21 protein-coding genes and 3 tRNA genes are annotated in these 23,852 nt (G+C 66.2%); 16 read left to right on the top strand and 8 right to left on the bottom strand.

The genetic code is table 11. The features are described 5' to 3' along the window. Positions 1-22: 22 nt before the first annotated feature. Positions 23-2,182: an ergothioneine biosynthesis protein EgtB gene (egtB, locus tag GGQ93_RS06230; RefSeq protein WP_183215796.1), complete on the top strand. Its 2,160-nt coding sequence runs from the start codon at positions 23-25 to the stop codon at positions 2,180-2,182. Between the two features lie 220 nt (positions 2,183-2,402). Here egtB and GGQ93_RS06225 read toward each other — a convergent pair whose 3' ends face one another. Both GGQ93_RS06225 and GGQ93_RS06220 read right to left on the bottom strand, forming a co-directional pair. After that, positions 2,403-2,624, bottom strand: coding sequence for a con-10 family general stress protein (locus tag GGQ93_RS06225; RefSeq protein WP_152950050.1), 222 nt, complete (start codon positions 2,622-2,624; stop codon positions 2,403-2,405). Between the two features lie 117 nt (positions 2,625-2,741). Then, positions 2,742-2,906, bottom strand: coding sequence for a hypothetical protein (locus GGQ93_RS06220; RefSeq protein WP_182713809.1), 165 nt, complete (start codon positions 2,904-2,906; stop codon positions 2,742-2,744). A 121-nt stretch (positions 2,907-3,027) separates the two neighbouring features. Between GGQ93_RS06220 and GGQ93_RS06215 the strand changes: the two genes are divergently transcribed. Next, entirely contained in the window at positions 3,028-3,321 is a 294-nt protein-coding gene (locus GGQ93_RS06215) for a hypothetical protein (protein WP_224764285.1), read from the top strand. 1 nt (position 3,322) lies between these two features. Here the strand turns inward: GGQ93_RS06215 and GGQ93_RS06210 are convergent, their stop codons facing one another. Further along, positions 3,323-4,024 (bottom strand): MBL fold metallo-hydrolase, encoded by a 702-nt coding sequence (locus tag GGQ93_RS06210; protein WP_221233576.1) that lies wholly within the window; start codon positions 4,022-4,024, stop codon positions 3,323-3,325. 192 nt (positions 4,025-4,216) lie between these two features. Between GGQ93_RS06210 and tig the strand changes: the two genes are divergently transcribed. From tig to GGQ93_RS06195, 3 genes are all read left to right on the top strand, one after another. Beyond that, the gene (tig, locus tag GGQ93_RS06205; RefSeq protein ID WP_082382673.1) at positions 4,217-5,560 is read left to right on the top strand and encodes a trigger factor; all 1,344 of its coding nucleotides are present in this window, start codon (positions 4,217-4,219) and stop codon (positions 5,558-5,560) included. A 160-nt stretch (positions 5,561-5,720) separates the two neighbouring features. Next, complete coding sequence (locus GGQ93_RS06200) at positions 5,721-6,368, top strand: ATP-dependent Clp protease proteolytic subunit (RefSeq protein ID WP_054765520.1); 648 nt, start codon at positions 5,721-5,723, stop codon at positions 6,366-6,368. Between the two features lie 73 nt (positions 6,369-6,441). Next, positions 6,442-6,762, top strand: coding sequence for a hypothetical protein (locus GGQ93_RS06195; protein WP_054765521.1), 321 nt, complete (start codon positions 6,442-6,444; stop codon positions 6,760-6,762). A gap of 6 nt (positions 6,763-6,768) precedes the next feature. On the opposite strand, the gene GGQ93_RS06190 is transcribed toward GGQ93_RS06195, so the two are convergent. Next, a complete protein-coding gene (locus tag GGQ93_RS06190) occupies positions 6,769-7,419 on the bottom strand; it encodes an HAD-IB family hydrolase (protein WP_183215792.1) in 651 nt (216 codons plus the stop codon). 194 nt (positions 7,420-7,613) lie between these two features. Between GGQ93_RS06190 and clpX the strand changes: the two genes are divergently transcribed. The 4 genes from clpX to GGQ93_RS06170 all read left to right on the top strand — a co-directional run bounded on the left by clpX (position 7,614) and on the right by GGQ93_RS06170 (position 12,488). After that, positions 7,614-8,882 (top strand): ATP-dependent Clp protease ATP-binding subunit ClpX, encoded by a 1,269-nt coding sequence (clpX, locus tag GGQ93_RS06185; RefSeq protein WP_054765523.1) that lies wholly within the window; start codon positions 7,614-7,616, stop codon positions 8,880-8,882. A 714-nt stretch (positions 8,883-9,596) separates the two neighbouring features. After that, positions 9,597-11,993 carry an endopeptidase La gene (lon, locus tag GGQ93_RS06180; protein ID WP_183215790.1) on the top strand — a complete coding sequence of 799 codons (2,397 nt, stop codon included), beginning with the start codon at positions 9,597-9,599 and terminating at the stop codon, positions 11,991-11,993. A 109-nt stretch (positions 11,994-12,102) separates the two neighbouring features. Then, positions 12,103-12,378 (top strand): HU family DNA-binding protein, encoded by a 276-nt coding sequence (locus tag GGQ93_RS06175; protein WP_054766918.1) that lies wholly within the window; start codon positions 12,103-12,105, stop codon positions 12,376-12,378. Positions 12,379-12,412: 34 nt separating this feature from the next. Beyond that, positions 12,413-12,488: transfer RNA gene (locus tag GGQ93_RS06170), tRNA-Val, on the top strand. A 57-nt stretch (positions 12,489-12,545) separates the two neighbouring features. Here GGQ93_RS06170 and GGQ93_RS06165 read toward each other — a convergent pair. After that, entirely contained in the window at positions 12,546-15,845 is a 3,300-nt protein-coding gene (locus GGQ93_RS06165) for an autotransporter domain-containing protein (protein WP_183215788.1), read from the bottom strand. 326 nt (positions 15,846-16,171) lie between these two features. Between GGQ93_RS06165 and GGQ93_RS06160 the strand changes: the two genes are divergently transcribed. Then, on the top strand, positions 16,172-17,422 hold the full coding sequence (locus GGQ93_RS06160; RefSeq protein ID WP_183215786.1) for a glycosyltransferase: 1,251 nt from the start codon (positions 16,172-16,174) through the stop codon (positions 17,420-17,422). 141 nt (positions 17,423-17,563) lie between these two features. Here the strand turns inward: GGQ93_RS06160 and GGQ93_RS06155 are convergent. From GGQ93_RS06155 to GGQ93_RS06145, 3 genes are all read right to left on the bottom strand, one after another. Continuing rightward, a tRNA-Asp gene (locus GGQ93_RS06155) sits at positions 17,564-17,640 on the bottom strand. Positions 17,641-17,722: 82 nt separating this feature from the next. Next, positions 17,723-17,799: transfer RNA gene (locus GGQ93_RS06150), tRNA-Asp, on the bottom strand. Between the two features lie 95 nt (positions 17,800-17,894). After that, complete coding sequence (locus GGQ93_RS06145; protein WP_182713805.1) at positions 17,895-19,526, bottom strand: AbgT family transporter; 1,632 nt, start codon at positions 19,524-19,526, stop codon at positions 17,895-17,897. Between the two features lie 204 nt (positions 19,527-19,730). Between GGQ93_RS06145 and GGQ93_RS06140 the strand changes: the two genes are divergently transcribed. From GGQ93_RS06140 to GGQ93_RS06115, 6 genes are all read left to right on the top strand, one after another. Next, on the top strand, positions 19,731-20,108 hold the full coding sequence (locus GGQ93_RS06140; RefSeq protein WP_054765527.1) for an NADH-quinone oxidoreductase subunit A: 378 nt from the start codon (positions 19,731-19,733) through the stop codon (positions 20,106-20,108). Next, entirely contained in the window at positions 20,078-20,689 is a 612-nt protein-coding gene (locus tag GGQ93_RS06135) for a NuoB/complex I 20 kDa subunit family protein (RefSeq protein ID WP_183215783.1), read from the top strand. The genes GGQ93_RS06140 and GGQ93_RS06135 overlap by 31 nt, the downstream gene beginning before the upstream one ends. Continuing rightward, on the top strand, positions 20,686-21,330 hold the full coding sequence (locus tag GGQ93_RS06130; protein WP_183215781.1) for an NADH-quinone oxidoreductase subunit C: 645 nt from the start codon (positions 20,686-20,688) through the stop codon (positions 21,328-21,330). The genes GGQ93_RS06135 and GGQ93_RS06130 overlap by 4 nt, the downstream gene beginning before the upstream one ends. Positions 21,331-21,395: 65 nt before the next feature. Further along, a complete protein-coding gene (locus GGQ93_RS06125) occupies positions 21,396-22,610 on the top strand; it encodes an NADH-quinone oxidoreductase subunit D (RefSeq protein WP_054766920.1) in 1,215 nt (404 codons plus the stop codon). Further along, positions 22,607-23,284, top strand: coding sequence for an NADH-quinone oxidoreductase subunit NuoE (gene nuoE, locus GGQ93_RS06120; protein WP_054765530.1), 678 nt, complete (start codon positions 22,607-22,609; stop codon positions 23,282-23,284). Before GGQ93_RS06125 ends, nuoE begins: the two co-directional genes overlap by 4 nt. Then, on the top strand, positions 23,284-23,565 hold the full coding sequence (locus GGQ93_RS06115; RefSeq protein ID WP_183215779.1) for a hypothetical protein: 282 nt from the start codon (positions 23,284-23,286) through the stop codon (positions 23,563-23,565). The genes nuoE and GGQ93_RS06115 overlap by 1 nt, the downstream gene beginning before the upstream one ends. Positions 23,566-23,852 lie beyond the last annotated feature (287 nt).

Here is a 23,852-nt window from a genome sequence, read left to right as displayed (position 1 = left end):
AAGCGGGGACGGAACGGCTGAGATGAATGCGCGCTTGGAGCCCGATACGCGGGCGGCGTCCGACGTGACCCGTTTCAGGGCGATCCGGGGCGCCATGCCCGCCCTGGCGGAAGGCCTGTCGCCCGAGGATCTGGCGGCCCAGTCCATGCCGGACTGCAGCCCCGGCAAATGGCACCTGGCCCACACCAGCTGGTTCTTCGAGGCGATGATCCTGTCGGCCGACCCGGACTATGCTCCGGTCGATCCGCGCTTCCAGCAGCTGTTCAACTCCTACTACGAGGCCCTGGGCGAGCGGGTGCCCCGGCCCCAGCGCGGCCTGATGACCCGGCCCTCGGTGAACGAGGTCCTGGCCTATCGGCGCGAGATCGACCGCCGCATGGCCGCCTGGCTGGCCTCGGGGCCGTCCAGCGGCCATCAGCGCTATCTGTTCGAACTGGGCCTGCACCACGATCAGCAACATCAGGAGCTGTTCCTGATGGACCTGCTGAACCTGATGGCCTGTTCGCCGCTGGACCCCGCCGCCTATGCGGTGGAGCCCCGATCAGCGCCGTTGGAGTCTCCGCGCGGCGGCGTCGTCGCCTTCGACGGCGGCCTGGTCTCGATCGGTCACGACGGCGCCGGCTTCGCCTTCGACAATGAGGGGCCGTCGCACCGGGTCTGGCTGGAACCCTTCGCCCTGGCCGCCGACCTGGTGACCAACGGCGACTGGCTGGGCTTCATCGCCGACGGCGGCTACGCCCGGCCCGAGCTGTGGCTGTCCGACGGCTGGGCCACAGTCAAGGCCGAGGCCTGGACCGCGCCCCTCTACTGGCGCCGCGACGGCGACGACTGGACGGTCCTGACCCTGACCGGCCGCGCCCCGGTCGATCCGACCGCCCCGGTGCGGCATGTCAGCTTCTATGAGGCTGACGCCTACGCCCGCTGGGCCGGCAAGCGCCTGCCGTCCGAGGCGGAGTGGGAGCATGCCGCGACCACGGCGCCCGACGCCTTCTCAAACCTGTCGGGCGAGGTCTGGCAGTGGACGTCCAGCGCCTACGCCCCTTACCCCGGCTTCCAGCCGACGCCTGGCACGGCGGCTGAGTACAACGGCAAGTTCATGGCCAATCAGATGGTCTTGCGCGGCGGCGCCTTCGCCACGCCGCCCGGCCACGCCCGCGTCACCTATCGCAACTTCTTCTATCCCCAACAGAGGTGGGCCTTCATGGGTCTGAGACTGGCCGAAGACGCCCCGCGCGGGCGCACGAGTTTCATTGAGGACGCCCAGACGGCCGCCTTCCGGCGCGACCTGGTCCAGGGCCTGTCCCGCGACCAGAAGGCCGTGCCGCCCAAATGGTTCTATGACGCCGAGGGCTCGCGCCTGTTCGAAGAGATCACGGCGCTGCCGGAATATTATCCGACCCGTCAGGAGACGGCCCTGCTGCGCGACCGCGCCGCCGCCCTGACCGCCGACTTCGGCCCCGAGGCCGTCCTGGTCGAGTTCGGCTCGGGCGCCAGCGAAAAGACCCGCATCCTGCTGGACGCCGCGCCCGACCTCGGCGCCTATGTGCCGCTGGACATCAGCGAGACGGCCCTGCTGGACGCCGTCGCCCGCCTGTCCGCCGACTATCCGGCCCTGCGGGTCCAGCCGGTTCTGGGCGATTTCGAACATCTGTCGCCCTTGCCGGACGATTTGCCGCAGGGCCGGCGCATCGGTTTCTTCCCCGGCTCGACCATCGGCAATCTGGAGCCCGAGGAGGCGGTGCGGTTCCTGGCCTCGGCGCGTCGGATGCTGGGGGAGGGGGCGCTGTTCATCCTCGGCGTCGATCTGGTCAAAGACCCTGCGACCCTGGTCGCCGCCTATGACGACAGCCGGGGCGTCACCGCGGCCTTCAACCTGAACCTCCTGGTCCGCGCCAACGCCGAACTGGACGCCGATTTCGACCTGGACGCCTTCGCCCACCGCGCCGTCTGGAACCCGGATCACTCGCGCATGGAAATGCACCTTCAGGCGCTGCGTCAAACCGCCGCCCGCGTCGGCGACAGGGCCTTCACCTTCATGGCCGGAGAGACCCTCCACACCGAAAGCTCGCGCAAGTTCACGCCGGATTCGGTCGAGGCCCTGGCCAAGGAGTCCGGCTGGTGCATGGCCGGTTTCGAGGTTTCGCCCGAACCCCGCGTGGCCCTGGCCTTGCTGCGGGGGTGAGGGGGCCACTTCCTTTCTGTCTATACAGATAAGATCGTCATCCTCGGCCTTGTGCCGAGGATCCATAATCCCGGCGCCGGGCGTCGTGCCCCCTGCAAGACCGAGCCTATGGATCCTCGGCACAACGCCGAGGATGACGGCCCTGGGGGCGAGTGCATGGAAAAGAAAAAGGGCGGCGCATCCTCGACGCGCCGCCCTGCAGACTCTCACTGAAGCCGTGTCACTCGGCTTCGTTCGAAGCCGCGTCCTTCTTCGGCCCGTGCGAGGCCTCGCCGCCCTTGCGTCCGGCCTGGGCGGCCAGGCTGCGGTCTTGGGAGAAGCTTCGTTTTTCGCTGGGGACGCTTGCGCCCCCCTTGCGTGCGATTTCGCGCTGACGTTCGGGATCCATGGAGGCGAAGCCTCGCTTGGAAACGCCGGAGGGTCGCGAGGTCTGGCCGTCCATCGGTGTTCCTTTCAGTGCTGCCGTTGCGCTTGCCGAAATGAACCCTGTGACTCCGTGACGGTTCCGTAGGTAACTTCGTTTTACCAGCCGTGATCTGAACGTCTTTGTGGTTTGACTTCAAACGGCTGCATAGGGGCGGGAATCGCCTTCGCCGCCGCCGCCGGGCTCCATCGGCGGCATTTCGTCCGGAGCGTCGGCCGGGTCGATCTCGGGTTGTGGCGTCGGCTCGGGCTGGATTTCCGGTTGCGGCGTTCCGGGTGGCGTGGGTTCGACATAGGTCATGGTCTTCTCCTCTGAATGGAGAACGCGGCCCGCACCCCAATGTTCACCCCCGGCTTTGGGGGCGGACCTGGGGAACTGGATCCGGTCGGGCCGGTTCAGTGTCCGAACCCCGGAGATTCCCATGACCCAGACCCCCATCGCCCCTTCCTCGCCCGATGACATCGTCACGGAAGACGACGGCCCGACCCAGCGCCTCGACCGACAGGCGGACGCCATCCTGGCCGAGGGCGAAGCCCGCAGCTTCGAGGACACCACGTCGCTGCGTCACGCTCTGCGCGAAGACGCCGCCATGATCCGCAGCAAGCTGGCCGGCCGGGTCGAGACCGCCCGCGACGGCATCCGCGACGAGCCGATGCGGACCACCCTCTACGCCCTGGGCATAGGGGTGATCATCGGCATGCTGATGCGCCGCTGATCTAAGCCGGCCCCACCGGCTCCCTCTGAATCGGCGCCCTTTGCAACGCCGCATCCGACACGAACGGATTGGTCCGCCGCTCCTCGCCGAAGGTCGAGATCGGTCCGTGGCCCGGCACGAAGGTCACGTCGTCGCCCAGGGGCCACAGCTTCTCCACCACGCTGCGGATCAGGGCGGGCGGATCGCTCATCGGGAAGTCGGTGCGGCCGACCGAGCCCTTGAACAGCACGTCGCCCACCTGGGCGAACCGGGCCGCCCGGTTGAAGAAGATCACATGGCCCGGCGTATGGCCCGGGCAGTGGCGCACTTCCCAGCTCGTCTCGCCCAGGCTGACGGTATCCCCATCCTCTAGCCAGCGATCGGGCGTAAAGGGTCGGGCCTCGGGCAGGCCGTACATCCGGCCGGTCTCCACGATCCGGTCGACCCAGAACTGGTCGGCCTTCTGCGGTCCGGTGATCTGGACCCCGGTCTTCTCCTGCATCTCCGCCGCGCCGCCGGCGTGATCCAGATGGCCGTGGGTGATCCAGATCTGGTCCAGAACCAGGCCGCGCCGCGTCACCTCGCCCAGAATCGCATCCACCGACCCGCCGGGGTCGATCACGGCGGCCTTGTTGGTCGCCGTGCACCAAACAGTGGTGCAGTTCTGCTGGAGCGGCGTGACGGGCGTCACAAAGACGCCGATGGGGGAGGCGGGCTGGGTCATGGCGCCTTATTAGCCGCCCCTGTGACGCGAAACCACCGCCGCGGCCCACGCTCGCGTTGACCTTTTGAGCCCTTCTCGACATAAGGGCGGGCTTCGAGGCGCCGCTCCAAACGGGGCGGCCTTCTCGCTTTATCCATTCCGCGCCGACCGTCCCGACGGTTCATGCGCCCCAGAGCGTCAGAAATCCCGACCATGCAAGTCGTCGAAAAGTCGAACGAAGGCCTCAGCCGCGTGATCGCGGTCACCATTCCCGTCGCGGAGCTGAACGAGAAGCTCGAAGCCCGCGTCAAGGAAGTCGCCCCGCAGATGAAGCTGAAGGGCTTCCGTCCGGGCAAGGTGCCGGTCGCCCACGTCAAGAAGACTTTCGGCCGCGACTTCATGGGCGAGATCATCAACGCCCAGCTGAACGAGACCAGCCAGAAGGCTCTGGACGAGGCCAAGATCCGTCCGGCCGCCCCGGCCGAGATGAAGCTGACCTCCGACATGGACAAGGTCATCGCCGGTCAGGAAGACCTGGCCTATGAGATGTCGCTGGAGATCATGCCGGACTTCACCCCGGTCGATCCCAAGACCCTGAAGCTGGAACGCCCCACCTATGAGGCGTCTGACGCCGATCTGGACGAGGCCCTGACCGAACTGGCCGGCCAGGCCAAGTCCTACGAGGACAAGAAGGGCAAGACCGTCAAGGCCGCCGAGGGCGACCAACTGACCATCGACTTCCTGGGCAAGCTGGACGGCGAACCCTTCGACGGCGGCGCCGCCGAAGACGCGGACCTGGTGATCGGCTCGGGCCGCTTCATCCCCGGCTTCGAAGAGCAGCTGAAGGGCGCCAAGGTCGGCGAGGAAAAGACCATCGAGGTCACCTTCCCGGAAAACTACCAGGCCGCCCATCTGGCCGGCAAACTGGCCACCTTCGACATCAAGGTGAAGGCCATCAAGGCCGAGGTCGAAGCCAAGGTGGACGACGAGTTCGCCAAGCGTATCGGTCTGGAATCGCTGGATCGCCTGAAAGAGCTGCTGAGCCAGAACCTGAACCAGCAGTACGCCGGCGCCGCCCGCTTCAAGCTGAAGCGGGCCCTGCTGGACCAGCTGGACGCCGCCCATGACTTCCCCCTGCCGCCCAAGATGGTCGAAGCCGAGTTCGACGGCATCTGGCAACAGGTCGAGGCCGACAAGGCCGCCGGCCGCCTGCCGGAAGAAGACGCCGCCAAGTCCGAAGAGGACCTGAAGGCCGAATACAAGAAGATCGCCGAGCGTCGCGTGCGCCTGGGCCTGGTCCTGGCCGAAATCGGCCGCGCCCACAATGTCCAGGTCACCGACCAGGAGCTGAACGCCGCCCTGCTGCAGGAAGCCCGCAACTATCCGGGCCAGGAGCAGGCCGTCCTGAACTTCTACCGTCAGAACCCCAACGCCGCTGCCCAAATGCGCGCCCCGATCTATGAGGAAAAGGTCGTCGACCTGATCGTCGGCCTGGCCGAAGTCACCGACAAGCCCATCAGCAAGGAAGAGCTGCTGAAGGAAGACGAAGAGGGCTGATCGCCTCCTTCATCGGATCGTGAAGAGGCGGGGGTCGGCGATCCCCGCCTTTTTCGTATGCGGGCCCCACCTTGTAAGGCGGCCTTCATAACGCGATATGCAGAACAACAAGGCGAGCGACCGCGAGTCGCGCGCTCCCCCGCATTCTTGAGAAGGCTCCATGCGCGATCCGATCGAACTGATGAACATGAACCTCGTCCCCATGGTGGTCGAGCAGTCCAGCCGGGGCGAGCGCTCCTTCGACATCTTCTCGCGCCTGCTACGCGAGCGGATCATCTTCCTGACGGGGCCGTTCGAGGACGGCATGGCGTCGCTGATCTGCGCCCAGCTGCTGTTCCTGGAGTCGGAGAACCCCAAGAAGGAAATCTCCATGTACATCAACAGCCCCGGCGGTCAGGTGACCTCGGCGCTGGCGATCTACGACACCATGCAATACATCAAGAGCCCGGTCTCGACCGTGGTCATGGGCATGGCGGCCTCGGCCGGCTCCCTGATCCTGACGGCCGGCGAGGCGGGCCAGCGGATCGCCCTGCCGAACGCCCGGGTCATGGTGCACCAGCCCTCGGGCGGCTTCCGCGGCCAGGCCTCGGACATCGAGCGCCACGCCGAGGACATCCGCTACACCAAGAAGCGGTTGAACGAGATCTATGTCCATCACACCGGCCGCACCTATGAGGAGGTGGAGCGCACCCTGGATCGCGACCACTTCATGTCGGCCGAAGAGGCCAAGGCCTGGGGCATCGTCGACCACGTCTATGACCGGCGCGAACAGGCGGACGCCGACGGCATAAAGACGCCCGGCGCCTGAGCCCCGTTTTCAGCTAGAATGAGGGGGCGCGTCCTGGCGGCGCGCCCCTTTCTTTTCGTCCATCGGAACCGAGATGCAGTTCACACGAGACCCCTCAGGCACGATCGAGGTGGAGGGCGAGACCTACGCCTGGGAAATCCGTCGCCAGCCGCGCCCCGTCGGCGGGGCGGTGTGGGAGGGGATGGCCGTCTCCCTTCGCCATGTGGATTTCAAGCGCGAGGCCATCATCCAGTTTCCGCCGCCCTTGCGTCCCAACGGCCGGCCCGACGTGGAGAAGCAGCGGGTCAATGTCGATGCGGTGCGCAACGCCGTCACCGCCGCCATCGAGGCGGGCTGGGATCCGACATCGCGCGGGAAGGCCATGGTTTTCGACGTGGACGCAGACGGCCGTTGACGCCGTTCAGGGCCGCTGGGTGAAGACCCGGAACCCCGGCGACTGGGCGATGGCCAGCATTTCCGCGTCGCCGGAGGTGTCGCCATAGGCGGCCGTCAGGACCAGATCCTCCCCATAGGCGGCCTTCAGACGCCGCACCTTCTCCTCGCCCCGGCAGTTGGCGCCGTCGAAGGCGCCGGTCACCCGGCCTTCGGCGTCGAAGGTCAGGGGCGTTCCCAAGAGGGCCTCGGCGCCCAGCCGGCGGGCGAATGGCTCAACCGTCGTCTCGGGCGAGGCGGTCACGATCACGCGATGGGCGCCGCGCTCGCCCCAGTCGTTCCAGACCTTCAGCGCGTCCGGCCGCATGAAGCGGTCCCAGACCAGATCGGCGAACCGTTCCGCCTCGGCCTCCAGGCTTTCGCGGTCCATGCCGGCCAGGAATTCCTTGACCGAGGCGGCCTTGATCCGCCCCCGATCACGATCCCGCCCATAGGCCGCCAGGGCCGGCGCCAGCTTGACCAGACCCAGGGCCCAGCCGCCCGGACCGGCCTTCCAGCGCAGAAACTGCGTGAAACTGTCGCGAATCGTCAGGGTGCCGTCGAAGTCGAAGGCGACGAGCGGCTGTTCCGATTTGATCCGGGACTGGCGTAATTCCTGCACGCTTCCCATGTCAGACATTCGCCGTGATCCCCAACGACACTGATCCATCCCCTTTCCGTGACCTCGCCCCTCCGCCTTCGGGGTTGTCGTGGAACGTGGGATGGGTGATTGTCATTTTTTGAAGACCTTTGCGTCCAGAGTGCTGGAATCAACGCGGAGGAAGCGCGTATCGGGCCATTTCGGTCCGCTCCGCGGGAGTGAGATAAGGGTCTATGACCAAAGCAGCCGGCTCTGACGCCAAAAGCACCCTGTACTGCTCGTTCTGCGGAAAGAGCCAGCACGAAGTCCGCAAACTCATTGCGGGACCGACCGTCTTCATCTGCGATGAATGTGTCGAACTGTGCATGGACATCATCCGTGAAGAGCACAAGATCGGCTTCAAGAAGACGAGCGACGGCGTCCCCACGCCCAAGGAGATTCGCGACGTCCTGGACGATTACGTCATCGGCCAGTCGCACGCCAAGAAGGTCCTCTCGGTCGCCGTCCACAACCATTACAAGCGTCTGAACCACGCGACGAAGAACAACGACGTCGAACTGGCCAAGTCGAACATCATGCTGATCGGGCCGACCGGTTCGGGCAAGACGCTGTTGGCCCAGACCCTGGCCCGCATCATCGACGTGCCCTTCACCATGGCCGACGCCACCACCCTGACCGAGGCCGGCTATGTGGGCGAGGACGTCGAGAACATCATCCTGAAGCTGCTCCAGGCTTCGGATTACAATGTCGAACGGGCCCAGCGCGGCATCGTCTACATCGACGAAATCGACAAGATCAGCCGCAAGTCGGACAATCCCTCGATCACCCGCGACGTCTCGGGCGAGGGCGTGCAGCAGGCGCTGCTGAAGATCATGGAAGGCACCGTCGCCTCCGTGCCTCCGCAAGGCGGCCGCAAACATCCGCAGCAGGAGTTCCTGCAGGTCGACACCGCCAACATCCTCTTCATCGTCGGCGGCGCCTTCGCCGGGCTGGAGAAGGTGATTTCGGCGCGCGGCGAGGGGGCCTCGATCGGCTTCGGCGCCAAGGTCAAGGAGATCGACGAGCGCCGCACCGGCGACATCCTCAAGGGGGTGGAGCCTGACGACCTGATGCGTTTCGGCCTGATCCCCGAGTTCATCGGCCGTCTGCCTGTCCTGGCGACGCTGGAGGATCTGGACGAAACGGCCCTGGTCACCATCCTGACCGAGCCCAAGAACGCCCTGGTCAAACAGTACAAGCGTCTGTTCGAGATGGAGAATGTCGAACTGACCTTCACCGACGACGCCCTGATCGCCGTCGCCAAGAAGGCCATCACCCGCAAGACCGGCGCGCGCGGCCTGCGTTCGATCCTGGAAGGCATTCTGCTGGAAACCATGTTCGAACTGCCGACCTTCGAAGGCGTCGAGGAGGTGGTGGTCAACGCCGAGGTCATCGACGGCAAGGCCCAGCCCCTGCTGATCTATTCCGAAGCCTCCAAGAAGAAGGCTGACGGCGCCGCCTGATCGAGCCGCCGCTGAACGTCACAAGGGCCGGAGCGACGCCGCTCCGGCCCTTTTTTCAGCTGGGATCCTCCCCCGCTTGCGGGGGAGGTGTCGCGTCGATCGCGCAGCGATCCAGCGACGGAGGGGGAAATCTCACGAGTCTCCCGCAGGGTGGAAGAAACCCGCACCTTCTCTCGCCCTTTCGGCCGGCGCTTCATCCGCGCACTCCCGCATTCAGTCTCATCGGCAATACAAAGACTTGTCGGTCCCAGGCGCTGATCGACCCGTCGCGGCGCCGGGGCGGCTTATGCTGGCGGGATCAGCCGAGGCGGCGCAGAGGCGTGAAGGAGGTGACTTTCAAATCGGACAAATCGGACAGATCGGACAGATCGGACACATCGGACACTGTTTTTCTGTGTCCGACAGCCGCCGAACGGTTCTTCCGCTTCGCCGAGGGCTTCACCACCGGACAGATCGGACACATCGGACACATCGGACACTGTTTTTCAGCCGTCCGAAAACCGCGCGCCGACCGGCCGCAGACCCCTGCGGCGTGGGCTGAAAGACACGTGCATGTGGGCGGATGGGCGGCCACGCTTGAACCGCAGGTCTTTCAAACCACATACTCATCCGAACGCCGTCGGAATCGACGGGCCGTCACGCGCTGGTCGGGCCTCTTGCCCGGGCGACCGTGGCGGCGGGCCGGCGATCACCAATGGCCCAGGAGTACGCATCATGACTGACACCAAGATCCTGCCCGTCCTGCCGTTGAGAGACATCGTGGTCTTTCCGCACATGGTCGTGCCGCTCTTCGTGGGCCGCGAAAAATCGGTGAAGGCCCTCGACGAGATCATGAAGGGCGAAAAGCAGATCCTTCTGGCGACCCAGAAGAACAGCGTTGACGACGACCCGTCGCCCGACGCCATCTATCCCATCGGCGTCCTGGCCAGCGTCCTGCAGCTGCTGAAGCTGCCGGACGGCACGGTCAAGGTCCTAGTCGAGGGCAAGGGCCGCGCCCGCCTGACCCGCTTCACCGACCGCACCGACTATTTCGAGGCCGAGGCCGTCGAGATCGAGGACGAGCCGGGCGAGACCTCTCAGGCCGAGGCCATGCTGCGCGCCGTGGTCGAGCAGTTCGAAAACTATGTGAAGCTGAACAAGAAGGTGCCGCCCGAGGCCCTCAGCTCCATCCCCCAGATCACCGACGCCTCCAAACTGGCGGACTCGGTCGCGGCCCACCTGTCGGTCAAGATCATCGACAAACAGGGTCTGCTTGAAACCATCGACGTGCCCAAGCGGCTGGAGAAGGTCTATGGCCTGATGGAGGGGGAAATCTCCGTCCTGCAGGTCGAGAAGAAGATCCGCTCGCGCGTGAAGCGTCAGATGGAGAAGACCCAGCGCGAATATTATCTGAACGAGCAGATGAAGGCGATCCAGCGCGAGCTGGGCGAGACCGACGACGCGCGCGACGAAATCATGGACCTGGAGAAGCGCATCCGTAAGACGCGCCTGTCCAAGGAGGCCCGGACCAAGGCCGAGGCCGAGGTCAAGAAGCTGCGCAACATGTCGCCGATGTCGGCCGAATCGACGGTGGTGCGCAACTACCTCGACTGGCTGCTGTCCGTGCCGTGGGGCAAGGCCAAGCAGAAGCCGATCGACCTGGTGCGGGCGGAAGAGATCCTCGAGGAGGACCACTTCGGCCTGGAGAAGGTCAAGGAACGGATCATCGAATATCTGGCCGTCCAGGCCCGCACCGGCAGCCTGAAGGGGCCGATCCTGTGCCTCGTCGGTCCTCCCGGCGTCGGCAAGACCTCTCTGGCCAAGTCCATCGCCAAGGCCACGGGCCGTGAATATGTCCGCATGTCGCTGGGCGGCGTGCGCGACGAGAGCGAAATCCGCGGCCACCGCCGGACCTATATCGGCTCCATGCCCGGCAAGATCATCCAGTCGATGAAGAAGGCCAAGACCACCAACGCCTTCGTCCTGCTGGACGAGATCGACAAACTGGGCGCCGACTGGCGCGGCGATCCGTCCTCGGCCCTGCTGGAAGTGCTGGACCCGGCCCAGAACTCGACCTTCGGCGACCACTATCTGGAGGTGGACTACGACCTGTCCCAGGTCATGTTCGTGACCACCGCGAACAGCCTGAACATGCCGCAGCCGCTAATGGACCGGATGGAGATCATCCGGGTCTCCGGCTACACCGAAGACGAGAAGGTCGAGATCGCCAAGCGTCACGTCCTGCCCAAACAGATGAAGGATCACGGCCTGAAGGACGGCGAGCTGGTCGTTCCGGAAGAGACCATCCGCGACCTGATCCGCTACTATACCCGTGAGGCCGGGGTGCGGTCGCTGGAGCGGGCCCTGGGCGGTCTGGCCCGCAAGGCCGTTCGCGAAATGGCCAAGACTGGGGCCGCCTCGATCACCGTCGATGCGGAAAAACTGGCCGAATACGCCGGGGTGAAGAAGTTCCGCTACGGCGAGACGGATGAGGAGGATCAGGTCGGCATCGTCACCGGCCTGGCCTGGACCGAGTTCGGCGGCGACATCCTGACCATCGAGGCGATCAAGATGCCCGGTCGCGGCCGCATGACCGTGACCGGCAACCTCAAGGACGTGATGAAGGAGTCGATCTCGGCGGCGGCCTCCTATGTCCGTTCGCGGGCTCTGGACTTCGGCGTCAAGCCGCCGGTGTTCGAGAAGACCGACATCCACGTCCACGTGCCGGACGGCGCCACGCCCAAGGACGGTCCGTCCGCCGGCGTCGCCATGACCGTGGCCATGGTCTCGGTCCTGACGGGCGTGCCGATCCGCAAGGATATCGCCATGACCGGCGAGATCACCCTGCGCGGCCGCGTCACCGCCATCGGCGGCCTGAAGGAGAAGCTGCTCGCGGCCCTGCGTTCCGGGGTCAAGACGGTGCTGATCCCCCAGGAGAACGAAAAGGACCTCGCCGACGTGCCGGACAATGTGAAGTCAGGTCTGGAGATCGTGCCGATTTCCACAGCGGACGAGGCCCTGAAATGGGCCCTGGTCGGCGCCCTGACCCCGGTCGAATGGGACGAGACGGCTGAACCCCTGCCGACGCCCGTTCCCCCCGCGGAGGGCGCTACGGCGGCCGTCAGCCACTGAAACGCGACTTAAGTCGCACGCCGGAACGCCGCCGACAGCCCGTCGGCGGCGTTTTCGCTTTTGACGCGAGCGCCTATCGGACGTTTACTGACCGTTTGGAGGGATGACGATGACGAAAGCGGAACTCATCGGTCGCATGGCGACGGCGGCGAACATCAGTCGGGACCAGGCCAAGGCGGCGCTGGAGGCCTTCACCGACGGTGTTGTCGAGGCCCTGTCTCACGGTCACGACGTCAAGCTGATCGGCTTCGGCAGCTTCACCACGATCGAGCGCAAGGCGGGGGTGGCGCGCAATCCTCAAACCGGCCAGGCCATAGCGCGGGCCGCCTCCCGCACCGCCCGCTTCCGCGCCGGCGAAGGCCTGAAAAGCGCCTTGAACGCCTGACGCCCAGAGGGCATAAGCCCCGCTCTGGTTTCAAGGGCGGCTAGCTCAGCTGGAAGAGCATCTCGTTTACACCGAGAGGGTCGGCGGTTCGAGCCCGTCGCCGCCTACCAATCAAAAAGGCCGCCGGATCGCTCCGGCGGCCTTTCGCATTGGGTCTGAGGCTCCGATCAGAACCGGAAGCTGGCCCGCAGCAGCAGCGAATAGCGGACATAGTCCTCCAGCAGCTCGGCGTCGCCCGTCAGGGACAGCATGCCCAGCTCGTTGCCCAGGTTCATGCGGAAGCCCAGCAGCAGGCCGCCGCCCTCGACGGCGTCCGGCGACAGGATGAAGTCCGGCCCGCCGCTGGCGAAGCGGGCGATGGTCTCCCCGGCGTCGACCGACAGGTTCTGGCGATAACCGATCCGCAGTTCGGGGCGGATCCAGCCGTCGCGGCCGAAGCCGTAGCCGACGTTCATCGCCGCCACTGCCGAGAAGATGTGGCTGTCGCGGGAATCGATGTCCAGATCGAAGCCGTCGCCGCCGCCCTTTTCGGATCGGGCGTCTTCCGACAGGCGGAAGTATTCAGCGTAGATTTCGGGACGGACGTTCAGCCGGCCGTAGTTGCGCTCATAGGAGGCGCCCCCGGCGGCGGCGGCGGTCCAGCCGTGCCAGTCGGAGGTATTGTTCAGATAGACGCCGCCGGCGACCAGCGAGCGGTCGGCGCTGAAGCTGGCGTAGCCGCCGGCCGCCCGAGCCCAGGTGGTCCAGTACTGACCCTGGGCGCGCCAATAGAGGCCCAGCTCCAGAAGATTGGCGGACAGGACCTCTTCGGCCTCCGCTTCCGGATCCTTGATGTCCGAGGAGGTGAAGGCCGCCGTCACGCCGAAAGCGCCCAGGCTAGAGCCCTTCTCGACGCCGCCGGCCACGCCGAATCCTTCAGAACGGAAGCCGTAGGAGTCGGTCTTGTCCTTGTCTGCGTAGAAGTTGATCTCCTGCAGCCAGGCGCTGGTCTCGCCGGGCGCGGCGGAGGCGTTGCGACCGGTCAGGGCGCGGGTCACCGCGTCCACCCCGGCCGACAGCGACATCAGCGGGCCGCCCGAATGGTCCGGCAGCATCTGCTCATAGGCGTCGATGAAGCCGTCGCGGCCCGTCTGGGACAGGAACAGGTTGCGAACCGTCTCATTGGCGCCCAGGGCGGCGTAGACGGCGTCATAGGCCGAGGCCTCGACCGGGATCAGCCCGGCCTCCTGGGCGGTGCGCCGCCGTGCGTCGATATAGAGGCTGTTGGCGCCCTGATCGACGCCCGCTTCGACGACGTAGAGATACGGCGAGTTCTCGGCGAGCAGCTGTTTGTCGATTTGACCGACGTTGAGCGTGCCGGCCTTGATGATGTCGAACCGTTCCGGCCCCTCCAGCAGGGAAGAGAAGCGCACGCCCAGCTGGGCGCCCGTGGCCAGGGTTGCGGCGCCGCTGACGTTGAAGCCGCCGGCGCGATCCGCCTTGGGGTCCAGGGTCGTGATCAGGACGCCGTCAGCCCCCACGTTCAGGCTGGAGATGTTGGTGGCGGTCGTCTGGGTCGCGTTCAGCGTGCCCTTGGAGACGTTGATGTCCAAGGCGCCGTCGCTGTCGGTTATCGCGCCCTGCACCACGGCGCCGCCGCTGATCGCCAGCCGGTCCGCGCCGGCGCCGAAGGCGACGTCCCCGACGACCGTGCCGTTCTCGACATTGAAGGTGTCGGCGCCCGAGCCGAGCTTGATTGCGCCCACGATCTGGGGCTCGCTGGCGTCCGGCACTCCGTCCTTGTCGGTGTCTGTCGCAGTGCTGTCGGCCGCGGCGGGAATACCGTACTGGCGCAGGGTGACGCCGCTGGTGTTGGCCGACAGGTCGATGGCCGTGACCGTGCCGGAGACGTCCGCCAGACTGCTGGAGCTGGCGGTCAGGGAGCCGGCGATCACGCCCGCATTGTTCAGCTGGGTCAGGGAGCCCGACTGATCGCGGATCACGGTCGCCGAACCATCGTCGCCGCCGTAGGAGGCGATCAGGGTGCCGGTGTTGGTCAGGCTGCCGACGTTCGCGCCGGCGCCGATCAGAACGCCCGTGGCGACCTCGGTTCCCTTGCCGGCCACGACGGCCTGGATGGTCCCGGTGTTGACCAAGGCGGGGGCGGAGACGCCGGAACCGACCTGGATGGCGGTGGCGTTGGCGTCGACGGCCGAGGCGGCGATCGAGCCTTCGTTGCGCACGCCGCCCGCAATCGTCACGGCCTGTCCGCCGTCCACGCCGAGCTGAAGCCCGCGTCCCTGAACGCCGGAATAGACGCCCGATCCGGTGATGGCGCCCCGGTTGATCAGGCCATAGGCGGCGTCGCCCGTTCCCACCGCGCCCAAGTTCACAGTGTTGGCGGTGGAGCCGATCAGCAGGGCCGGCGCGGCGCCCAGAGAGGTGAGGGCGGCCGTTGTCTCGCTGGCGTCGGGCACGCCGTCGCCGTCGCGGTCCAGATCATCGCGGTTCTTGACGCCGTCGCCGTCGTCGTCCTCGTCGCCGTTCTTGACGCCGTCCTTGTCGTCGTCGCCGTCGATGCCGGCGGCCGAATAGGCCAGGGCCTTGTCCAGCAGGACGCCGCCCGCGACATCGGCGCCGACGCGCACGGCCGGTCCGCCCTGAAGCAGGTCATCGGCGTCCAACTCATCCAGGAACAGGGTGGTGGCGTTGTCGAACGTTCCGGTGGAGGGGCGCGCCGGAGGCGGGGTGGTGTAGCGATAGCCGGTGGTGGCGATGGTGGAATGGATCTTCAGAGCGCCGCCCACGGCGCCTTCGACCGAGACCCCGGTCGCGCCCGCGCCGGTGGCCGAGATGGAGCCCGCTAGATCCACATTGCCCGAGACCGGAGCCGTGGTGCGGACGCCCGCCGTGTTGTCGCCCACGACCCGGATGGTGCCCAGGCTCTGAACCTTGCCGTTCACCGCCGATTCGACGCCGAGCCCGTAGGAATTATTGCCTTCGACCGTAATGGAGCCGCTGGATTCGACCAGGACGTTGCCGGTGAAGGGCGATGCCCCGGTCACCCGCACGCCATAGCGGCCGGTTCCCGTGGCGAAGGGGCCGTCCAGATCGCCGTCGCCGTCTGTGTCCTTGATGTCAGCCGTTTCCTGGCTGTCGGTGATGTTAATCGCCCCGCCGACCGTGACCGACCCGGTGTTGCCGCCGTTGACCAGGATGCCGGTGGCGCCGTCGGCGGCCTTGTCCATGGTGATGGAACTACCGCTGTCCAGATCGACGGGGTTGCTGGAATCCAGCGTCACGGCCGCGCCCGAGTTGACGGCGACCGAGCCGCCGCTGGCCAGACGGACGTTATCCGCCGCCGTTCCGGTGGCGTTCGCCGTGCGGATCGGGGTGGTCCGGGCGGTCGAGACGACGACCTCGGCCTGAGCGCCGCTTACGGCCATCAAGGGGGCGATCGCCACGGCGGTCGCGAGCAGAATACGCATTCGGAAGAAAACCCCTGGTGGTCACGCGATCACGATGCAGGCGACCCTTTAGCAGGGTCCGGGCCAGCCTTCCCCAACTTTATCGAATTTGAGGCGAATGCAAGGCCGCGCTCCATCTGCTGCGGCGCCGAAAGGGCGGGGTGGTCGGGCCAAGGTCCTGATTTTCAGTCGTGATGGGCGGGGTTCGGAGGGTTTTTCTCGCTCCCTATTGAGCTTTGCCGCAGCCGGGTCTAGGGGCGAAGATCATGGTCAACCGCCTCTGAGGATGAGGCATCCATTCCGCGCCTTTCGGCGTTTGCGAGCGCAGACCTGACGAGAACCCCCGAATGACCCTGACTGATCTCGACGTCCACGAAAGCGAACTTCGTCTGATTCCCGGACTGGACGTGGAGGTGGCGGACACCTTGAGGGCGTTGAAACAGGCGTCGCAGGACGAGCGGCCGCGGCTGTTGGACACCACCATGCTGTACGCGCCCCGGTCCGGCGGCGTGAAGCGATACCTGCTGTCGAAGAAGGCGTGGATCGAGGCCAATCGGCCGGGGGTCAGCCATTCCCTCATCGTGCCGGGCGCCCGACACAGGGCGCGGGCGGACGGGATCGTTCAGCTGCGCGCCACGCGACTGCCGTTCGGAGACGGCTATCGTTGGCCCAGTTCGGTCAAGCGCTGGAGCGCCTGGGTCGCGGCCATGAAGCCGTCGATCATTGAGGCGGGCGACCCCTATACGCCGGGACAGGGCGCCCTGGAGGCCGGCCAGAGGGTCGGCTGTCCCGTCGTCGGCTTCTGCCATTCGGACCCAGCCGGCCTGGCGGCGCTTCATTTCGGCGAGTGGGCCAAGAAGCCCGTCGAAAAGCGCTGGGCCCGTCTGTTCTCCCAGTTCGACCGCGTCGTCTCGCCCAGCCGCTTCATCGCGCGGCGGCTTGAGGAGGCGGGGGTGGACAATATCGTCATTCGTCCGCTGGGCGTCGAGGTCGACACCTTCCGGCCCGACCGCCGCGATCGGTCCTGGCTGCTGAAGGAACTGGGCCTCGGCCCGGACGCACGCCTTCTGTGTTTTGCCGGCCGTCCCGCCAAGGAGAAGAACGTCGATGTTCTGATCGAGGCGGTCCAAAAGCTGGGCGCCCCTTATCATCTGGTCCTGGTCGGCGCCGGTTCGGGCATGCCCGCCGAGGACCGGGTGATCTCCCTGCCTTATGAGAAGGACCCGCGGGCGGTGGCCAAGATCATCGCCAGCTGCGACGCCTTCGTTCACGCCAATGACAAGGAGCCCTTCGGTCTGATCGTGCTGGAGGCCATGGCCTGCGGTCGGCCCGTGGTGGGGGTAAACGCCGGGGGCGTGGCCGAGACGGTCGATTCGACCGTGGGCCAGCTGGCCGCCAGCGCCGAGGCCGACGACTACGCCCAGGCGATCGAGGCCTTGTTCGCCCGCGACATCGAGGCCATCGGCCGCGCCGCCCGCGAAAAGGCGGTCAGCCGGTTCGCCTGGAACCGCGTCTTTGAAGACCTGTGCATGGTCTATGGAGAGCTGACCGGAGAGGCCGCCTTCGTTCAGCCCGAGGCGGCGTTCGCCGTCCACTGATCCGAAGCGGGCGCCGCCCGTCTCCGGGGACGGTATTGCGGTCAGCGCCGATCATACCCCGGAAGGGGATGATGTTTTTCCAAGAAATAGGGGATTTGCGCGCTTGCGGGGCGGCGCGCCGCTTCCTCGTTACAGAAGAAGTGGCGCGAGTGACGGGGCTCGAACCCGCGACCTCCGGCGTGACAGGCCGGCACTCTAACCAACTGAGCTACACCCGCGTACCTGGGTCGAAACTTTAGAGTTGTTTCGAAAACTGTGTGGGAAGGCGGTGTGCGCCACTCCATCTATTTCTAGAGAGAGTGGCGCGAGTGACGGGGCTCGAACCCGCGACCTCCGGCGTGACAGGCCGGCACTCTAACCAACTGAGCTACACCCGCGTTTCCCGACCGAAGCGGCTGTGCGCCCCGGCGAGGGGCGTCGTTTAGGCGGGCTTACACAGCGCGTCAAGCGACCTTTTTCGATAAGACGGGCCTCAGCGCGACGGGGCTGTGGGCGAAGGGACCGCCGCCGGTTGGGGCGGGGTGTGCGGACCCGCCAGACCGCCTGCAGCAGGCTCCTGGGCGGCGACGGCGGGGGCGGGCGGTTCGTAATAGACGCCGACGCCCGGCCCAAGCGGCAGGTCCAGCGTGACCCAGGCCGCCACCATGATCAGGCCGGCGACCAGAAATGCCCCTGCATAGGGCAGCATGGTCGCCATCAGAGACCCCAGGCCGAAGCGCGGATCCCAGCGCTGGGCGAAGGTCAGGATCAGGGGGAAGTAGCTCATCAGCGGCGTGGCGATGTTGGTGACCGAATCGCCCATCCGATAGGCGGCGGTCGTCATCTCGGGCGAAATCCCCAACAGCATGAACATCGGCACCACGATCGGAGCCAGGGCGGACCATTTGGCCGAGGCCGAACCGATGAACAGGTCGAAGAAGCAGGAGACGAAGACCACGCAGATCAGCAGCAGGGGGGCGGGCAGGGCCAGGCTTTTCAGTTCGGCGGCGGCGTTGACCGCCAGGATCGGTCCCAGCCCCGACCAGTTGAACATGGCTACGAAATGGGCAGCGAAGAAGGCCAGCACGATATAGGGCGCCAGCTGGGCGATGCCGTCGCGCATCATGCGGACCAGGTCCCGATGCGACTGGATTGACCGCGAACCGGCGCCATAGGCGGCGCCGGTCAGGAAGAAGGTCACGGCGAAGAAGGCCACCAGCGAACGGTACAGGGGATTGAACCTCTGTTCGGGCTCGGCCGCCGGATCGACGAAGGGCGAGCCGGGCAGGAGGGTGATCAGGGCCCAGAGGGCGATCATCCCCATCAGGGCCAGTCCGGCCCAGGCCAGGCCGCGCTTCTCATCGGCGGTCAGGGGCTGTTTCTCGGAGGCGGCGGGAGCGGCGGCGTCCGCCGACGGCGCCCACGGCCCCAGGCGCGGCTCGATCACCCGGTCCGTCAGGAACCAGACGATGGGGGTGAAGACCAGGACGACCCCGATGATGAAGAACCAGTTGCCGGCGATGTTCACCGAATAGGAGGGGTCGATCAGGTGGGCCGCCGGCTCAGTGATCCCCAGGATCAAGGCGTCGCTGGCGCCGGGAAACAGATTTCCGGCATAGCCGCCCGACACGGCCGCAAACCCGGCGGCCAGACCCGCCAGGGGGTGCCGACCCGCCGCAGCGAAGATGACCGCCGCCAGGGGGATGACCACGACATAGGAGGCGTCCGACGCATGGTGGGAGACCATGCCCGTCACAACCACGATCGGGGTCAGGATCGCCCGCGGCGCATTCAGCAGGGCGCCGCGAATCGCCGTGGCGAACAGGCCCGCCCTTTCCGCCACCGAAGCCCCGTAGATTATGGTGACGACGATCCCCAACGGCGGGAAGTCCGCCAGGGTGCGCGGCATGCCTATGATCAGCCGCTCCAGGTTTTCGGGCGACAGCAGGCTCTGGGCCGCCAGCCGATCGCCCGTCACCGGATTCACCGCCGACCAGCCCAGGGCCGCGCCGATCATGCTGAGCAGAATCAGACCGCCGACCAGCCAGAGGAAGAGAAAGACTGGATCGGGCAGACGATTTCCGATCCTCTCGACCGTGTTCAGAAGGCGCGCGGCTGGATTCATCGTTGGACTTTCGGGTGCGAAATCAGGCCGTCAGTAGGGCCGCGCGCCGCCGAAGACGGCAAGCGCCCCACCTGCGACATATAGCCCGAAAACCTGCGACCGATTCGCAACAAAAAACCCGTCGTCACAGGGGTTTGAACCGCGCCGACGTTGGGTCTAAGAAGCCCCGAATCCCGCCTCTCCCCGGCGGCCGAGGTTCTTTGAATGAACGCATTTCTGCTCGAATATCTGCCGGTGCTGATCTTCGCCGGCGTGGCCGCCTTCATCGGCGTGCTTTTCATCGCCCTGCCGCTGCTGCTGGCGCCGAAAAATCCGGACGCCGAGAAGCTGTCCGCCTATGAGTGCGGGTTCAACGCCTTTGACGACGCGCGGATGAAGTTCGACGTCCGCTTCTATCTGGTGTCCATCCTGTTCATCATCTTCGACCTGGAAGTGGCCTTCCTCTTCCCCTGGGCCGTGTCGATGTTCGACCTGTCGCAGGCGGGCATGATCTTCGCCTTCTGGTCGATGATGGTCTTCCTGGGCGTCCTGACCATCGGCTTCATCTATGAATGGAAGAAGGGAGCCCTGGAATGGGAGTGATCGCGCCTTCGTCGCCGCTTCCCGGCGCAATGGTTCCCGCCAACTCGGCCGCCCGGTCGACGGTCGAGGGCTATGACCCCAAGGTCCATGACAAGTTCTTCGAGGCGGTGAACACCGAACTGGGCGAGCGCGGCTTCCTGACCGCCTCGCTGGACGACGTCATCACCTGGGCCCGCACCGGCTCGCTGATGTGGATGACCTTCGGCCTGGCCTGCTGCGCCGTCGAGATGATCCAGATGTCGATGCCGCGCTTCGACGTGGAACGCTTCGGCATGGCCCCGCGCGGCAGTCCGCGCCATTCGGACCTGATGATCGTCGCCGGCACCCTGACCAACAAGATGGCTCCGGCCATTCGCAAGGTCTATGACCAGATGCCCAATCCCCGCTACGTCGTGTCGATGGGCAGCTGCGCCAACGGCGGCGGCTATTATCACTACAGCTACAGCGTCGTGCGCGGCTGCGACCGCGTGGTGCCGGTGGACGTCTATGTGCCCGGCTGCCCGCCGACGGCCGAGGCCCTGCTGTACGGCCTGCTGCAGCTGCAGAAGAAGATTCGCCGCACGGGGACCATCGACCGATGAGCTCGCTGGCCGTTCAAGCTCAGTTCGAGGCCGTCTTGACGCCGATGGGCGCCGAGCTGGTCGGGGCGCTCGCCGGCGACGGCTGGGGCGTCGAGGCCCAGGTCGCCTTTGGCGAACTGACCCTGGTCGCGCCGCGCGAACACATCGTCGAGGTGATGACCGCCCTGCGCGACCGGTTCGGGTTCCAGCAACTGCTGGACGTCTGCGGCGCCGACTATCCGGATCGCGAAGAGCGGTTCGAGGTGGTCTATCACCTGCTGTCCCTGACGCGGAACGCCCGCATCCGGGTCAAGGTCGCCACCGACGAGGTCCAGCCGGTCCCGACCGTCTGCCACGTCTATCCGTCCGCCGGCTGGTTCGAGCGTGAAGCCTACGACATGTACGGGATGATCTTCGCAGGCCATCCCGACATGCGGCGCCTGCTGACCGACTACGGGTTCGAGGGGCATCCGCTGCGCAAGGACTTCCCCATGACGGGCTATGTCGAGGTCCGTTACGACGAAGAGCAGAAGCGGGTCGTCTATGAACCCGTCAAGCTGACGCAGGAATTCCGCACGTTCGACTTCCTGTCGCCATGGGAAGGCGCCGACTATCCGGCGCCCGTCCTGCCCGGCGACGAAAAGGCTGGAGTGAAGGGCTGATGGCTGACGGCGCCCGTATCCCTGCGTCCGCGAACAGCGGCGGCGGCGGAGATCCCTTCGAAGACATGCCGATGGATCACCGGACCGACCATGCCCGCGACATGGACGACCGCAAGTTCACCATCAACTTCGGCCCGCAGCACCCGGCCGCGCACGGCGTGCTGCGTCTGGTGCTGGAGCTGGACGGCGAGATCGTCGAGCGCGTCGATCCGCATATCGGCCTGCTGCATCGCGGCACCGAAAAGCTGATGGAGGCCCGCACCTATCTGCAGAACGTGCCCTATCTGGACCGGCTCGACTATGTGGCGCCGATGAACCAGGAGCACGCCTTCTGCCTGGCCATCGAGAAGCTGCTGGGCATCGAGGTTCCGTACCGGGCTCAGCTGATCCGCGTCCTCTATTCGGAGATCGGCCGGATCGGGAACCACCTGCTGAACGCGACCATGCAGGCCATGGACGTCGGCGCCCTGACGCCCCCGCTCTGGGGTCACGAAGAGCGCGAGAAGCTGATGGTCTTCTACGAGCGCGCCAGCGGGGCGCGTCTCCACGCCAACTACTTCCGCCCCGGCGGCGTCCATCAGGACCTGCCGATGGACCTGATCGACGACATCGGTCGCTGGTGCCTGGAGTTCCCCAAGGCCCTGGCCGACATCGAGAGCCTGGTCACCGAAAACCGCATCTTCAAGCAGCGCAATGTCGATATCGGCGTGGTGTCCAAGGAACAGGCCCTGGCCTGGGGCTTCTCGGGCGTGATGCTGCGCGGCTCGGACATCGCCTGGGACCTACGCAAGTCGCAGCCCTACGAGTGCTACGCCGAGATGGAGTTCGACATTCCGGTCGGCAAGAACGGCGACTGCTGGGACCGCTACCTCTGCCGCATCGAGGAGATGAAGCAGTCGGTGCGCATCATGGAGCAGTGTATCCATAAGCTGCGCAACTGCCCCGGCGAGCCGGTGATGGTCGAGGACAACAAGATCGTTCCGCCGCGTCGCGGCGAGATGAAGCGGTCGATGGAATCCCTGATCCATCACTTCAAGCTGTACACCGAAGGCTTCAAGACGCCGGAAGGCGAGGTCTATGCGGCCGTCGAGGCGCCCAAGGGCGAGTTCGGCATCTATCTGGTGTCGGACGGCACCAACAAACCCTATCGCGTCAAGATCTCGGCGCCGGGCTTCCGTCACCTGCAGGCGATGGACTGGATGAACCGCGGCCACCAGCTGGCCGACGTCTCCGCCATCCTGGGCTCGCTCGACATCGTTTTCGGAGAAGTGGACCGATGAGCGTTCGTCGTCTCGCCAAGGAACAGCCGGCCTCGTTCGCCTTTTCGAAGGACACCCAGGCCAAGGCCGAATGGTGGATCAAGAAGTATCCGGAAAACCGTCGCCAGTCGGCGGTGATCCCGATCCTGTGGCTGGTGCAGAAGCAGGAAGGCTGGGTCTCAGAACCCGCCATTCGCGCGGTCGGCGAACTGCTGGGCATGCCCTTCATCCGGGTGATGGAGGTCGCGACCTTCTACACCATGTTCATGCTGGAGCCGGTCGGCAAGACCGCCCTGATCCAGGTGTGCGGCACCACACCGTGCATGCTGCGCGGCGCCAATGAGCTGATGAAGGTCTGCAAGGAGAAGATCGGTCCCAAGGACCATCTGTCCGCCGACGGCCGCTTCACCTGGCAGGAGGTCGAATGCCTGGGCGCCTGTTCCAACGCGCCCATGGCACAGATCAACGACTACTATTACGAAGACCTGACGCCCGAGACCATGGCCCAGGTCATCGACGATTTCGCGGCGGGCAAGGCGCCCAAGCCGGGCTCCTACATCGGTCGCCACAATGCAGCGCCGGCCGGCGGGGCCAAGACCCTGCTGGACCCGAAGCTGTATGACGGCTCGGCCGCCAAGCCGATCAAGAAACTGCCCAACAGCGATCCCGCGCCGGTCGAGAAGGCTCCGGCCTGATGCCTGCCCCTGACCTCGACAGCGACGAAGGCCGCGCCGCATACCGCAAGGAGCTGCGCCAGGTCGCGCGCCCCCTGCGCGCGGGCGGACTCGCGCTCGTGGTCGGCGCCGCCATGCTGATCCTGTTCACCCGGCAGGGCACGCCCGGCCTGGGCGACTGGGCCTATACGGCCTCCTACGTCATGCTGGGCCTGGGCTGGGCCTGCGTCATCGGCGCCGTCTACAGCCGCACCCGGCATCACCGACGCCGTATGCGCGAGCTGGAAGGCGCTTCGTCATGAGTGCGTCGATCTACTGTGGTTTCCTGAACTCGATGCAGCGTGCCGGGGGGCGCCATGTCGACGGATCAGAAGCGGGCAGGGCGCCGCGCGCCCAAGCGCGGCCGAGGCGGGTGGAGCCCCGCCGGGACAGGTCGATTGCTGGTCAACCTGGCCGGCGCGGCCAGTCTGTCGCTGAGCGCTGGGTCCGTATCGACGCAAACTCCGCCCACATCCCCTTCGGTCGTCCCCGCGACCGCTCCCTCTACGCCTTCACCCGGTCCTGCTGATGCTTCCGAACCGCGTAACAA

It is taken from the genome of Brevundimonas aurantiaca, from assembly GCF_014199955.1.
In the GTDB taxonomy this organism is placed as follows: domain Bacteria; phylum Pseudomonadota; class Alphaproteobacteria; order Caulobacterales; family Caulobacteraceae; genus Brevundimonas; species Brevundimonas aurantiaca.
Note: the sequence above shows the minus strand (reverse complement) of the source record. Positions and strands in the feature narration are given on the sequence as shown.

What these genes read in the sequence shown, in the direction of transcription:
- GGQ93_RS06130 (WP_183215781.1), top strand. Translation starts at nt 20,686, where the DNA reads ATGAGCTCGCTGGCCGTTCAAGCTCAGTTCGAGGCCGTCTTGACGCCG.
- GGQ93_RS06215 (WP_224764285.1), top strand. Translation starts at nt 3,028, where the DNA reads ATGACCCAGACCCCCATCGCCCCTTCCTCGCCCGATGACATCGTCACG.
- GGQ93_RS06140 (WP_054765527.1), top strand. Translation starts at nt 19,731, where the DNA reads ATGAACGCATTTCTGCTCGAATATCTGCCGGTGCTGATCTTCGCCGGC.
- GGQ93_RS06115 (WP_183215779.1), top strand. Translation starts at nt 23,284, where the DNA reads ATGCCTGCCCCTGACCTCGACAGCGACGAAGGCCGCGCCGCATACCGC.
- GGQ93_RS06135 (WP_183215783.1), top strand. Translation starts at nt 20,078, where the DNA reads ATGGAAGAAGGGAGCCCTGGAATGGGAGTGATCGCGCCTTCGTCGCCG.
- GGQ93_RS06125 (WP_054766920.1), top strand. Translation starts at nt 21,396, where the DNA reads ATGCCGATGGATCACCGGACCGACCATGCCCGCGACATGGACGACCGC.
- GGQ93_RS06175 (WP_054766918.1), top strand. Translation starts at nt 12,103, where the DNA reads ATGACGAAAGCGGAACTCATCGGTCGCATGGCGACGGCGGCGAACATC.
- GGQ93_RS06165 (WP_183215788.1), bottom strand. Translation starts at nt 15,845, where the DNA reads ATGCGTATTCTGCTCGCGACCGCCGTGGCGATCGCCCCCTTGATGGCC.
- GGQ93_RS06200 (WP_054765520.1), top strand. Translation starts at nt 5,721, where the DNA reads ATGCGCGATCCGATCGAACTGATGAACATGAACCTCGTCCCCATGGTG.
- GGQ93_RS06210 (WP_221233576.1), bottom strand. Translation starts at nt 4,024, where the DNA reads ATGACCCAGCCCGCCTCCCCCATCGGCGTCTTTGTGACGCCCGTCACG.
- GGQ93_RS06145 (WP_182713805.1), bottom strand. Translation starts at nt 19,526, where the DNA reads ATGAATCCAGCCGCGCGCCTTCTGAACACGGTCGAGAGGATCGGAAAT.
- tig (WP_082382673.1), top strand. Translation starts at nt 4,217, where the DNA reads ATGCAAGTCGTCGAAAAGTCGAACGAAGGCCTCAGCCGCGTGATCGCG.
- GGQ93_RS06160 (WP_183215786.1), top strand. Translation starts at nt 16,172, where the DNA reads ATGACCCTGACTGATCTCGACGTCCACGAAAGCGAACTTCGTCTGATT.
- GGQ93_RS06225 (WP_152950050.1), bottom strand. Translation starts at nt 2,624, where the DNA reads ATGGACGGCCAGACCTCGCGACCCTCCGGCGTTTCCAAGCGAGGCTTC.
- nuoE (WP_054765530.1), top strand. Translation starts at nt 22,607, where the DNA reads ATGAGCGTTCGTCGTCTCGCCAAGGAACAGCCGGCCTCGTTCGCCTTT.
- GGQ93_RS06190 (WP_183215792.1), bottom strand. Translation starts at nt 7,419, where the DNA reads ATGTCTGACATGGGAAGCGTGCAGGAATTACGCCAGTCCCGGATCAAA.
- egtB (WP_183215796.1), top strand. Translation starts at nt 23, where the DNA reads ATGAATGCGCGCTTGGAGCCCGATACGCGGGCGGCGTCCGACGTGACC.
- clpX (WP_054765523.1), top strand. Translation starts at nt 7,614, where the DNA reads ATGACCAAAGCAGCCGGCTCTGACGCCAAAAGCACCCTGTACTGCTCG.
- lon (WP_183215790.1), top strand. Translation starts at nt 9,597, where the DNA reads ATGACTGACACCAAGATCCTGCCCGTCCTGCCGTTGAGAGACATCGTG.
- GGQ93_RS06220 (WP_182713809.1), bottom strand. Translation starts at nt 2,906, where the DNA reads ATGACCTATGTCGAACCCACGCCACCCGGAACGCCGCAACCGGAAATC.
- GGQ93_RS06195 (WP_054765521.1), top strand. Translation starts at nt 6,442, where the DNA reads ATGCAGTTCACACGAGACCCCTCAGGCACGATCGAGGTGGAGGGCGAG.